We start from the raw sequence: 12436 nt of genomic DNA on the forward strand, positions 1-12436 counted from the left end.
GCCGTTACTCGGCAACGGCCACTGTGCGGTCGGCGGCATGAGCGGCACGGACCGGGCGGGGCGCCGATCGGGCCGGGGTCGGCAGGACGGCGGTGATGACGAGCAGCAGGAAGAGCCACAGGCCGGCGGTGCCGATGATCCCGAGCAAGCCGTCCGGACCGGCCGGAAGTGCGTACTCGTAGAAGCCGGCGCCGGTCTTCGGCACGGTCTGGCCGCCGATGAACACGGTCCAGCGGAACATCCAGGCGCTGTGGACGGCGATCAGGCCCGTCAGCAGCCCCGTCCCCGCCGGCTTGGCAATGGCGACGACGAAGGGCACCACGGTTGCCAGCACCGCCCAGACGGCGGTCACCCGCCATGCCTCGGAATTCGCCACGCTCTCCAGGGCTTCCGTGTGAGTCCTGTCGATCCCGAACAGGCCGAGCGCCAGCCACAGCCCGCCAACAGCCATCACGGCGCCGAGAAATCCGGCGAGCAGCCGGTTCGCCCGGGCCTCCACCGCAAGGTCGTGGTCGGCGGCGAAGCGGTTCAGGATCAGCACCAGACCGGCGGCACCGACCAGCGCGGTCGTCAGGAACTGCACCGGCAGGAAGGGGGTGTGCCACAGCGGGCGCGCCTTGACCACCGCGACCTCGGCACCCGTGTAGAGGGCCACGAGGACGGCTCCGGCGAGAACGACGAGACCCGCATAGCGGATCAGCCGGTCATTGCGCCCGCCGCCCAGCGCGGCCAGCCGGTAGAACGTGGCGAGGCGGCTGTCCACCCGGCCATGCTCCTGCAATTCCTCGCGGAAGCAGGTCCAGCCATAGACCAGCAGCCCAGTCACGTAGAAGGGAATGATCAGCGATCCCCACCACATCCAGGAGGTCGGCCGGAACACGGCGTAGAAATGCCAGAAGCGGCCGGGCTGGTGCAGGTCGGACAGCAGCGCCACCGGCGCGGCCAGCCCGCAGGTCAGCGCCACCAGCAGGGCGACACGGCCGAGCTTGCGCCACTCGTCATTCGCGAAGGCATAGCCGGGCAGGCTCAGCAGAACGCCGCCGACCGACAGGCCGATCAGAAAGAAGTACTGCACGGCCCAGGGAAGCCACGCGACCTCGCGGGTCACGTTGATGACCTCGACGATGTTGGTGTCCATCACGCATGCTCCTTCTCGACATGGGCCTCGACATGCGGCTGGGCGCTCGGTCGCCACAGGGTCGGCGTACCGTCCACCTTGCCTTGGAACTTCGGATCGAGGCCGATGTAGAAGACCCGCGGCTGGGTGCCCTGCTCCGGCTTCAGCACCTTGGGGTCCTGCTCGCGGACCAGCTTCGACACGGTGCTGTCGGGGTCCTTCAGGTCACCGAAGATGCGGGCGCCGCCGACGCAGGTCTCGACGCAGGCCGGCAGCAGCCCGGCATCCACGCGGTGGACGCAGAAGGTGCATTTGTCGGCGGTCTGGGTCTCGTGATTGATGAAGCGCGCATCGTAGGGACAGGCCTGGACGCAATAGGCGCAGCCCACGCAGACCGTGTTGTCCACCACAACGATGCCGTCCTTGCGCTGATACGTGGCGCCGGTCGGGCAGACCGGGATGCAGGGCGCGTCCTCGCAGTGGTTGCACAGGCGGGGCAGCATGTAGGAGCCCGTCTTGCCCTGCTCCGTCACCTCGTAGGTCGAGACGATGGTGCGGACGCTGTTCTCCGGAACGTCGTTCTCCATGATGCAGGCGACGGTGCAGGCCTGGCAGCCGACGCACTTGCGCACGTCCACCACCATCGCCCAGCGGTGCGCCGCATCGCCGCCCTTGCGCGGCCCGGCAGCCGCTTCACCGGGGGTGGCCGCGAGCGTGGCCGCCCCCACCGTGGCGGCGCCGAAGCCGCGACAGAAGTTGCGCCGTGACTGGTCCATGATCGGCCCCTTCGCACCTGTTCCTCGGCGCCTGCCACTCCGCAAGCGCTCTCAGGCAAAGGTACCGGGGGCACCGCGCAGCTCCCATTGGGAGCTTCCCCAGACATTTTAGGGATATCCCCAGTGACATCATGCCGCGGCTTGCAGCGCCTATGCGGCCTCAGTCCGTCTCGATCAGCAAGCGCGTCAGATCGGCGACGGAACCGACCTCCAGCTTCTCCATCACGTTGTGGCGATGGACCTCGACCGTCTTCGGACTGAGGTTGATCTCGGCGGCGATCACCTTGTTCGGCTTGCCCGCCACCACCAGCTCGGCGACCTGCCGTTCCCGCGGGGTCAGACGTGCCAGGCGCGCCTGGATTTGGGCCTTGCGGGCCTGCACCGCCGCGGCGCGCGTCGATTTCTCCAGCGCCTCATGCACCCGGTCGAGCAGCACCTGATCGTTGAAGGGCTTCTCGATGACATCAACGGCGCCCGCGCGGAAGGCCCGTGCCGCCATGGGGACGTCGGCGTGGCCGGAGATGACGATCACCGACAGCAGCGAGCCGCAACGGGCGAGGGTGTCCTGCAGTTCCAGCCCGCTCATGCCCGGCATGCGGACGTCGGTCACCAGACAGCCGGGCCGGTCCGGACGGATGACGCCAAGGAACGCCTCGCCGGAGGCGAAGGTCTCCACCGGCACACCCAGTGTGCCGATCAGCCAAGCCAGCGAGTGACGCATCGCCGGATCATCGTCCACGATATAGACGGTGCGTTGCGCGTCAGCCATGGTGCTGTTGCTCCTCTCCAGACGGCAGGGCCCCGTCCGCGACGGGCAGAACGAAGCGCATGACGACACCACCCCCGGAATTGTCGGTCGCCCGGAGATGGCCGCCATGGGTTTCCACAATGCTGCGGCAGATCGACAATCCCAAGCCCATTCCCCCCGCCTTTGTGGTGAAGAACGGATCGAACAGGCGGGCCCGCGCCTCTTCCGACAGACCATGGCCGTGGTCGGCCACCGCAACCTCCACCCTCCCCTCCCCATCGCGCCCGCTGCGGACGGTCACCTTGCGGTCGGAGGGGCCGGACGCCGTTTCCGCCGTCGCGTCGAGGGCGTTCTTCACCAGGTTCAGCACCACCTGCTCGATCTGCACACGGTCCGCCGGCACAGGCGGAAGATCGTCGCCGAGGGACAGGATGATCGGAACATTGCCATTGCGCGCCTGACCCTCGCACAGCGCGACCGCCGCGCGAATGGCATCGTTCACGTCGATCGGTTCCAGTTGGGAAGGCCGCTTGCGCACGAAGTTGCGGATGCGCGCAATGATCTGTCCGGCGCGGTCCGCCTGCTCCGCGATGGCCCGCGTGACCTCCAGAAGCTGGTCCGGGCTCCCCGTCCCGGCTTCGAGGCGGCGGGTGCATCCGCGGGCGTAGTTGGCGATGGCCCCAAGTGGCTGGTTGAGCTCGTGCGCCAGATTGCTGGCCATTTCGCCGAGGATGGACAGGCGGGCGACATGGTCCATCTCCTTCTGCCGCTCGCGCGCATCCTCCTGCGCCCGGCGGCGTTCGGCCATCTCGCGCACAAGGTCGCGGTTGGCGGCGCGAAGTTCGGCGGTGCGGACCTTGATCAGGTGCTCGACCCGCAGCGAATGGATCGCCCACCACAGCAGGGCTAGCACGCCCACCGCCAGCCATTCCCAATGTTCGCGGGCGAGTTCGACCAGCGAGACTTCGCGCAGGTGGCGGTAGGGCCCGATGCGCAGGGACCGGAACAGCGCGTGGACGGATTGGTAATCGAGCGGCACCGTCCAGCCCTCGTAGCCCGCGGCCTTGGCCGCCGGGTGATCGGCCGGCATCTCGAACAGCGCGACGACGACCGCCTTCGCCAAATCCTCCGGCGTCGAAGCCAGCCGGGCCAGAGGCCAGTCCGGGTAGAGATCGGTCGATAGGGCGCAGTTGAAGCCCGGCACCGTCTTCGGCGCCAGGACGCGGAAGCGTGCCGGGTCCACGCGGCCTTCCGCCACCAGTTCCTCCAGAAGGCAGGCCCGCAGCACGCCGGCATCGGCCGTGCCGTCCTGGACAGCGAAGGCGACGCGGTCGACGGGAAAGCCGGAGAAGCGGAGTTCCTGCAGATCGCGATAGGGATCGACCCCGGCCTTGAGCATCTCGCCCCAGGCGATCTGAAAGCCGCCGAAGGCGTCCGGGTCGCTGGCCAGGACGGTCCGTCCCTTGATGTCCGCCAGATCGCGGATGTCCGTGCGCTCCGCCCGCACGATGATCGTCGAGCCGATCGAGGCGCCGGATGCCCCGGCACGGGATGAATGAAGCGTGGCGACGCGGGTGACGCCGTAGCGCGCCTCGAGTTCCACGTAGTTGCCGGTGTTGGTCAGCACGAAGTCGAGGCTTCGGGCGCGGACGGCGGCGTCCATGCCGGGCAGGTCCAGCGGCACCATCTCGGCACCACGGTTGGGGAACCGTTCGGCCAGGTATCGAACGGTCGGTTCCCAGGCGGCGTTCGCGTGGTCACCGCCCCGGTAGGCCAGCACGCCGACGCGGATTGGCAGCTCGGCTGCGGCTGCATCGCCCATCCCCAACCCGGCCCACAGGGCGACGAGCGCCCCGGCCAACGTCGAACGGCTCGGTCGGGGCATGGTGCGCATCATTTCCTCGGGCAGGCATTGGGACGACGGACCGGGAAGTCCGGTCGCGCGGTGTCTTGCGCAACGGCGCGCGATGAACCACCCCATCGCGGGGCGGATACACCCTTCCGCAGCCGCTTTCAACCGGCCCGTCGCTTCCTGCTGGACGATGCCGGGCCCGTGTCCGCTCGTCTCAACGGCACGGGAGCCGCACCGATGACCCATGCGGCCCTTGCGAACGGTGCAAGGCGTGCTGAAGCGGGAATTCTGCCGGCCTGAGCATCGACGCGCCGGCCCAAATGCTGCTGCCGCTGGCGGTGCTGGCGGCGGTGCTGCCGCTCGACTGGCTGTCGGCGCTGATCCGAATGCGAGCGACGCCGCGATGCTGGACGCCTGTACGACGGCGGGGCTCGGTTCCTGGAACCCGGCCACGGTCCGGCTGGCGGTTTCCGTGGTGATCCACAACATCGCCCCCCGAATCCTCGCGCCCGAACACCCGGACGGGTCGTTCCGGGGCATCGCCGGCCAGTTGGAGAAACAGGCGGGCCAGCCGCTCCCGCGCGCTGCCGGTCGACAGTTCGGTCAGCCACTCGTCGGCCTGGCGGAGCGATTGGTGCCAGCGCTGCATCAGTTGACGGTGCAGGCGTGGCGTCTCACGGTTCAGACGATCGATGACCTCCCGTGGTATCCGGCAGACCGCGGCCTCCTGCAAGACCACCGCCGAATGCTCGTAAGTCGAACCGACCAGAACCTCCAGCCCGGCAATGGCCCCGCGGCGCAGCAGCCGGACGATGCGCTGCGTTCCGTCCGGCAGATATTGCACCAGCTTGGAATCCGGTTCCGTGAGATCGGCGAAAAGCACGAGATCGCGGATGCCGCAACTACGGCATTCGGCCGTTCCCTTCCATGCAGCCTCGATCTGACTGTGGCGCGCGATGTTGCCTTCACAAGCGATGAAGACCTGGAACTTGTGACACTCTCCTTCGTTTGGCAAGGCCGCGAAGCTCACGTCGCGAACGTCGGTGCGCCGCTTGTGAACAGGGTGGGTGACGTGCCGTCGGGTTACCGGCTGCCGGTTCCGCACGGCAGGCGAACAGGAAAGGGCACACTGGGCACCACGATGCCGTAGCCGGTCCGTGATCCTTGGGTCTATGCTGGCGATTATGCGGGCATGGCTGATTGTTTCATGCGTTGTACTGATGTGCGCGGCCATCGCGAGGGCGGAGCCGGACGCGGTGCGCGTCGGCGTGCTCGCCTACCGCGGGTCGGAGCGGGCGGCCCACGATTGGGAACCCACGCTGGCCTATCTTGAGCGTGCGATACCGGACCGCCGCTTCGTCATGCAGCCGCTCGACTTCGCGGGCATGGTGCTGGCCGTTGCCGACCGCCGCGTCGATTTCATCATCACCAACCCCGGCAACTACGTCACGCTGGAGGCGCGCTTTGCGGTGACGCGCATCGCGACGCTGGAAACCGGGTCGCCGGATGCGTCCATCGCCGCAGTGGGGTCTACCGTGATCCGCCGCGCCGACCGGACGGGACTCCATAGCCTGACCGACCTGAAGGGCAAGCGGCTGGCGGTGGTGTCGACCGATGCCTTCGGCGGCTTTCAGATTGCGTGGCGCGAGATGGAGGAAGCCGGCGTCCGACCCTTCACCGATCTGGCGGCTCTGACGGCGGTGGGCTTTCCGATGGAAGGGGTGGTGGAGGCGGTGCGTAGCGGCAGCGCCGATGCCGGCGTGCTGCGTGCCTGCCTGCTGGAGGAGATGACCGCGCAGGGCCGCATTGCCCCGCACGAATTCGCGGTGGTCGGCGAAAAGCCGGTGGCCGAGCTGCCCTGCCGGGTGTCGTCGCGGCTTTATCCCGACTGGCCCTTCGCCCGGCTGGCGCACACGCCGCGCGATCTGGCCCGGCGTGTCGCCGCGGCTCTGCTGACCATGCCTGAGACCGAGGGACCGACCTGGACCGCCTCGCTCGACTACACGTCGGTGCATGAGCTGTTCCGTACCCTGCACATCGGCCCCTACCCGAAGACCCCGCCGACGCTGGAGGAGGTTCTCAGCGAGAACCGGCACTGGCTGGCGATGGCGGCGGCGGCGGTGCTGTGGTGGGTGGTCCATTCCGCCAGGGTCGAGGTTCTGGTCCGCCGCCGCACGGCCGAGTTGGAACGCGAGATCGCCGAGCGCGAACGCGCGGAAGCGACCGCGCTGCGCCTGCGCGAGGAGCGCGACCAGCTCTCCCGCCTCGGCATCGTCGGGGAGATGGCCAGCAACATCGCCCATGAATTGAACCAGCCGCTGGCGGCCATCGGCAATTTCGCCGGCGGTATGACCCGCATCCTGGACGCCCCGGCGCCCGACCTTGAGATGCTGCGCGCCGGTGCGCGATCCGTCGCGGAGCAGGCCGAACGGGCTGCGGCGATCATCCAGCGCACCCGCGGCTTCGTCAGCCGCCGCGACGCCCAGCGCTCCACCCTCTCGGTCAACGCGGTGGTGGAGGAAACGCTGTCGCTGTTCGGCGCACCGCCGGACCCCGGACTGTCCATCGTGACGGAGGTGACAGACGGGTTGCCCGAGGTCAGGGCCGACAAGGTGGAGCTTCAGCAGGTGTTGCTGAACCTGCTGCAGAATGCGGTGGAGGCAACGCGGAGCGGCAATAACGGTGGCGGCGGCAACGGTGGCGGTGGCGGCGAAATCCTCCTGCGGACGGCGCTGTCCGGCGGCATGGTGATGATCGAAGTGCGCGATTCCGGTCCGGGTGCGCCGGATGACGCCCGGCGGCGGATGTTCGAGCCCTTCTTCACCACCAAGCCCGGCGGGTTGGGTCTCGGCCTGTCGATCTGCCGCACCATCGTCGAGCGGCATGGCGGCCGCATCTGGGCGGTGCCCGGCGTGCCGCGCGGGCTGGCCGTCCGCTTCACCCTGCCGCCGGCCGCCAGTGAAGCCGTGTCATCATCACCCGTCCAGGAGACAAGCACATGACCGACGCCCCCCTGGTCCTGGTGGTGGACGATGACGAGGCGATGCGCAGTTCGGTGCAGTATCTGCTGGCCTCGGTCGGCATCGCCTGCGAGAGCTTCGCGTCGGCCGAAGCCTTCCTGGCCTCACCGCACCTACGCCCGCCGTTGCGGCCGGGCTGCGTCCTGCTGGACGTCCGCATGCCCGGCATGAGCGGGATCGAGTTGCTGCGCCACCTGAAGGAGCGCGGGTGCAAGCGTCCGGTCATCATGGTCACCGGCCATGGCGACGTGCCGCTGGCCGTCGCCGCGCTGAAGGGCGGGGCCGAGGATTTCATCGAAAAGCCCTGGAAGGACCAGGCGCTGCTCGATGCCGTCAACGCCGCCATCCGCAAATGCCGCGAGGTGCTGGTGCGCAGCGCCGGGCGCGAGGCGGTGGAGGCCCGGCTGGCCCAGCTGAGCCGCCGCGAGCGCGAGGTGCTGGCGCTGGTTCTCGATGGCCGCCAGAACAAGGAGATCGCGGCGGCGCTGTCGATCTCGGTCAAGACGGTCGAGGGCCATCGCCAGATGGTGATGGAGAAGATGGGCGCCCGCTCGGTCGCCGAACTCGCGCGGTTGGCGCTGACCCCCGGCGACCGGGTTTAGGGAGCCGGATCAAGCTCTTCCACCGCGTCTCCGCTCCCAAAGCAAGGGTTTACCCTTGGTCGCCACCGGAATCGACCCGATGGCGGAGATTGTTCGCTGCACATACCATCTGCGTGACAAAGATACCGGCGGCGAACCGGAAGGAAATCAGACGGACATGAGCAAGTTGCGGCCAACGGGAGAGGCGACTCCCCGAACCGATCCGCTCGTCCCCGGCGCGGATGCACTGTCCGGCCGGTTGCGGCGGGCGCCCGAGAACTTCCTGACCCCCGACGAGATCGGGCAGGTCGGCAAGGGACGGCGCGATTTCCTGCGCGCCAGCTTTCTGGCGGCGGCCGGCGCCACCGCCATGGCGACGCTGGGCGGCAGTGCCGCAGCGGCTGCCGCCCCAGCGGATGCCGCCGGCGATCCCGACATCCTGAACCCCACCCCCTGGGGCAGCAGCCTGGGCCAGCCGGTGGCGGCCAACCCCTACGGCCTGCCGTCCAAGCACGAGCGGGGGTTGGTGCGCCGGCAAAGCCCCGGCCTGACCCAGGTCGCCGCCGCCAGCGTGTCCTTCACGCCGCTGCAGGGGCTGTTCGGCATCATCACGCCCTCCGGCCTGCATTTCGAGCGGCACCACCAGGGCTGGCAGGACATCGACCCGACGCGGCACCGCCTGATGATCAACGGCTCCCGGCCGGAATTCGTGAAGACGCCCAGGGTCTACACGATGGACGACATCATGCGCCTGCCGCCGGTGTCGCGCATGCACTTCATCGAATGCGGCGCCAACACCGGCATGGAGTGGGGCAATGTGGCGGTGCCCACCGTGCAGTACACCCACGGAATGCTGTCCTGCAGCGAGTTCACCGGCGTGCCGCTGCGCACGCTGCTGGAATATTGCGGCGCCGACCTGAAAGCGGCCAAATTCGTCCTCGCCGAGGGCGGCGACGGGTCGTCGATGACCCGCACCATCCCGATCGAATTGGTGCTGTCCGGCGAGGTGATGGTCGCCTACGGCCAGAACGGCGAGATGCTGCGGCCGGAGAACGGCTATCCGCTGCGCCTCGTGGTGCCGGGGGTGCAGGGCGTCTCCTGGGTGAAGTGGCTGCGCCGGATCGAGGTCGGCGACCGTCCCTATGCCGCCAAGGACGAGGCGGTCCACTACATCGACCTGATGCCAGACGGCCAGCACCGGCAATACAGCTCCATCCAGGAATGCAAGTCGGTCATCACCAGCCCGTCGGGCGGCCAGACGCTGCTGGACAAGGGCTATTTCACCATCAACGGGCTTGCCTGGTCGGGCCGGGGCGCCATCAAGCGGGTGGATGTGTCGGTCGACGGCGGCATCAACTGGACGCAAGCGACCTTGCAGACGCCGGTCCTGTCCAAATGCCTGACCCGCTTCACCCTTCCCTGGAACTGGGACGGCCGGCCGGCACTGCTGCAATCGCGCGCCGTCGACGAGACCGGCTTCGTCCAGCCCGCCTACGGCCAGTTGCGCACGGTGCGCGGCACGCGGTCGATCTACCACAACAACGCGATCCAGACCTGGCAGGTCGCCGAAAGCGGGGACGTGAACAATGTCCAGATCCTGTAAGGCGACCCTCCTGGGCTCGGCGTTCCTTGCGTCGGCGTTCGGCGCGATGCTCGCATGGACGGCGCCGGTGCTGGCGGACGGCGCCTCCACCGTCGGGCGCCCGGCCACTCCGGCGGAGTTGAAGGCCTGGGACATCGACGTCGGTCCCGACTTCGCCGGCCTGCCCAAGGGCTCCGGCACCGTGTCGCGCGGCATGGAGATCTGGGAGGAGAAATGCGCCAGCTGTCACGGCACCTTCGGTGAGAGCAACAGCGTCTTCAACCCGCTGGTCGGCGGCACCACGGCGAAGGACATCGAGACCGGCAATGTCGCGGCACTGAAGCGCACCGATTTCCCGGCGCGGACGACCTTCATGAAGGTGGCCAGCGTCTCCACGCTCTACGACTATATCCGCCGCGCGATGCCATGGAACGAGCCGAAGTCGCTGAGCGACGACGACGTCTATGCCGTGCTGGCCTATCTGCTGAACCTCGCGGAGATCGTCCCGGACGACTACACGCTGACCGATGCGACGATCCGCGACGTGCAGCAGCGGATGCCGAACCGCAACGGCATGACCACCGCCCACGCCCTGTGGCCCGGCCCTGACTTTCCCGGCATGGCGGCCAAGCCCGATACCGCCAACGCCGTCTGCATGACTGATTGCAAGCCGAAGGCCGAGCTGGCCTCGCAACTGCCCGAGCATGCCCGCGGCGCCCACGGCAACATCGCCGAACAGAACCGCAAGATCGGACCGGTCCGCGGCCAGCGCACCGGTCCCGACACGGCGGCGGAAGCGCCCTCCCCCGTCGTGGCGCTGGCGGAGAAGTCCGGCTGCCTGTCCTGCCACGCGGTCGATACCCGCATCGTCGGCCCGAGCTACAGCGAGATCGCCGCCCGCTATCGCGGGAAGAACAATGCCGAGGCCCTGGTGTCCAAGGTCAAGGCCGGCGGTGAGGGCGTCTGGGGCGCCGTGCCGATGCCGCCGCAGGACGAACTGAGCATCGACGACGCCAAGACCCTGGTCGCCTGGATCCTGTCCGGCGCGCCGCAGAAGTAACGAGACCGAGGAGGAGCATCTCTCATGACACAGGCAGCGATGGAACGGCGTCAGGTACTGACCTTCCTGGGAGCGCTGGCGGCGGCCGGGTTCGCGGTGCCGCGAATGGCCTTCGCCAACTGGGACAAGTCCGCCTTCGACGCCAGGACGATGGACGAGGCGCTGAAGGCGCTCGGCGCCGGAGCACCGGCCGACAGCGGCGACGTGCAGATCGTCGCCTCCGACATCGCGGAGAACGGGGCGGTGGTTCCGGTCCAGGCGGTCAGCAAGCTGCCCAAGACCGAACGGATCGCCATCCTGGTGGAAAAGAACCCCAACATGCTGGCCGCCGCCTTCGACATCGGGCCGGACACCATCCCCGAGGTCACCGCCCGCATCAAGATGGGCCAGACCTCCAACGTCATGGTGCTGGTCAAGGCGGACGGCAAGTTCTACGCGGCCTCCAAGGAAATCAAGGTGACGCTCGGCGGCTGCGGCGGCTGAACGGACAGGACGGGAGAGAAGACCATGGGCAATCCGATGAAGATCCGCGCCTCTGCCAAGGACGGCGTCACCGAGATCAAGGTGCTGATGAGCCACGAGATGGAGACCGGCCAGCGCAAGGACGCCGGCGGCACGGTCATCCCCGCCTGGTTCATCAACGAGGTCACCGCCAAGCTCGACGGCAAGACGGTGATGCAGGCGCAATGGGGACCGTCGATTTCCAAGAACCCCTACCTCGCCTTCAAGGTCAAGGGCGGCAAGCCGGGCGACAAGGTTTCCGTCACCTGGGTCGACAACAAGGGCGACACCCGCACCGACGAGGCCACGGTCACTTAAGGCCGTGACCTGACGCTGCACGTCCGCGCTGACAAGAACAAGGATGGGAGGGGGGAGAGATGGACCGCACAAGCGTTGGGATTGCGGCGTTCCTTGCGGTGTCGGCGGCGGTCGCCACGGCGGCCTACGCCCAGCAGAAGGATGCGGCGCAGGAAGGCATCGAGGCCTACCGCGAGGCCCTGCAGGACGGCAACCCCGCCGAACTGTTCGAGCTTGGCGGCGAGGAGCTGTGGAAGACGCCGGCCGGCCCGAAGAAGGCCTCGCTGGAGAAATGCGACCTCGGCCTCGGCCCCGGCGTGGTCAAGGGCGCCTATGCCGGGCTTCCGCGCTACTTCGCCGACACCGACCGCGTCCAGGATCTGGAATCGCGCCTGCTGACCTGCATGGAGACGCTGCAGGGCAAGGATCCGAAACCCTATGTCGAGGCCTCCTTCACCGCCCCGCCGAAGGAGGAGATGATCGCGCTCGCCGCCTACGTCTCCGGCCAGTCCAAGGACGATCCCATCGCGGTAAAGCCAAGCCATCCCAAGGAACAGGCGATGTACGACCTGGGCAAGCGGATGTTCTATTACCAGGGCGGCCCCTACGACTTCTCCTGCGCCACCTGCCACGGCCAGGAGGGCACGCGCATCCGCCTGCAGGATCTGCCCTACATTCCGGGACCGAAGGGTGCGGCGGCCGGATGGGGAAGCTGGCCGGCCTACCGTGTCAGCTCCGGCCAGATGTGGTCGATGCAGTGGCGGCTGAACGACTGCTTCCGCCAGCAGCGTTTCCCCGAACCGGTCTACACCTCCGACGCGACCATCGCGCTGTCGATGTTCATGGCCGCCAACGCCAGCGGGGAGACCATGAAGACACCCGGAATCAAGCGCTGAGGGAGG

Annotated in this window: 12 protein-coding genes; 7 read left to right on the forward strand and 5 right to left on the reverse strand. The window is 68.2% G+C overall.

What is annotated here, in order from left to right; all coding sequences use genetic code 11:
* Positions 1–4 precede the first annotated feature (4 nt).
* The 5 genes from nrfD to J2Y49_RS21715 all read right to left on the reverse strand — a co-directional run bounded on the left by nrfD (position 5) and on the right by J2Y49_RS21715 (position 5523).
* Complete coding sequence (nrfD, locus tag J2Y49_RS21695) at positions 5–1138, reverse strand: NrfD/PsrC family molybdoenzyme membrane anchor subunit (protein ID WP_310117030.1); 1134 nt, start codon at positions 1136–1138, stop codon at positions 5–7.
* Positions 1138–1893 carry a sulfate reduction electron transfer complex DsrMKJOP subunit DsrO gene (gene dsrO, locus J2Y49_RS21700; protein ID WP_310117031.1) on the reverse strand — a complete coding sequence of 252 codons (756 nt, stop codon included), beginning with the start codon at positions 1891–1893 and terminating at the stop codon, positions 1138–1140. The genes nrfD and dsrO overlap by 1 nt, the downstream gene beginning before the upstream one ends.
* 160 nt (positions 1894–2053) lie before the next feature.
* Entirely contained in the window at positions 2054–2662 is a 609-nt protein-coding gene (locus J2Y49_RS21705) for a response regulator transcription factor (protein WP_310117032.1), read from the reverse strand.
* Positions 2655–4526 (reverse strand): PhnD/SsuA/transferrin family substrate-binding protein, encoded by a 1872-nt coding sequence (locus J2Y49_RS21710; RefSeq protein WP_310117033.1) that lies wholly within the window; start codon positions 4524–4526, stop codon positions 2655–2657. Before J2Y49_RS21710 ends, J2Y49_RS21705 begins: the two co-directional genes overlap by 8 nt.
* Positions 4527–4707: 181 nt before the next feature.
* Positions 4708–5523: a Crp/Fnr family transcriptional regulator gene (locus J2Y49_RS21715; RefSeq protein WP_310117034.1), complete on the reverse strand. Its 816-nt coding sequence runs from the start codon at positions 5521–5523 to the stop codon at positions 4708–4710.
* Positions 5524–5713: 190 nt separating this feature from the next.
* Here J2Y49_RS21715 and J2Y49_RS21720 point away from each other — a divergent pair, with 190 nt between their 5' ends.
* From J2Y49_RS21720 to soxA, 7 genes are all read left to right on the forward strand, one after another.
* On the forward strand, positions 5714–7495 hold the full coding sequence (locus tag J2Y49_RS21720) for a PhnD/SsuA/transferrin family substrate-binding protein (RefSeq protein ID WP_310117035.1): 1782 nt from the start codon (positions 5714–5716) through the stop codon (positions 7493–7495).
* Positions 7492–8115, forward strand: a complete 624-nt coding sequence (locus J2Y49_RS21725) for a response regulator (protein ID WP_310117036.1) — start codon at positions 7492–7494, stop codon at positions 8113–8115. Before J2Y49_RS21720 ends, J2Y49_RS21725 begins: the two co-directional genes overlap by 4 nt.
* A gap of 157 nt (positions 8116–8272) precedes the next feature.
* Positions 8273–9697, forward strand: a complete 1425-nt coding sequence (gene soxC, locus J2Y49_RS21730) for a sulfite dehydrogenase (RefSeq protein WP_310117037.1) — start codon at positions 8273–8275, stop codon at positions 9695–9697.
* A complete protein-coding gene (locus J2Y49_RS21735; protein WP_310117038.1) occupies positions 9681–10736 on the forward strand; it encodes a c-type cytochrome in 1056 nt (351 codons plus the stop codon). Before soxC ends, J2Y49_RS21735 begins: the two co-directional genes overlap by 17 nt.
* A gap of 24 nt (positions 10737–10760) precedes the next feature.
* Entirely contained in the window at positions 10761–11219 is a 459-nt protein-coding gene (gene soxY / locus J2Y49_RS21740; RefSeq protein ID WP_310117039.1) for a thiosulfate oxidation carrier protein SoxY, read from the forward strand.
* 24 nt (positions 11220–11243) lie between these two features.
* Positions 11244–11555, forward strand: coding sequence for a thiosulfate oxidation carrier complex protein SoxZ (gene soxZ, locus J2Y49_RS21745; protein ID WP_310117040.1), 312 nt, complete (start codon positions 11244–11246; stop codon positions 11553–11555).
* 59 nt (positions 11556–11614) lie between these two features.
* Complete coding sequence (gene soxA / locus J2Y49_RS21750; RefSeq protein WP_310117041.1) at positions 11615–12430, forward strand: sulfur oxidation c-type cytochrome SoxA; 816 nt, start codon at positions 11615–11617, stop codon at positions 12428–12430.
* Positions 12431–12436: the final 6 nt, after the last annotated feature.

Source organism: Azospirillum sp. BE72, assembly GCF_031455875.1.
GTDB lineage: Bacteria > Pseudomonadota > Alphaproteobacteria > Azospirillales > Azospirillaceae > Azospirillum.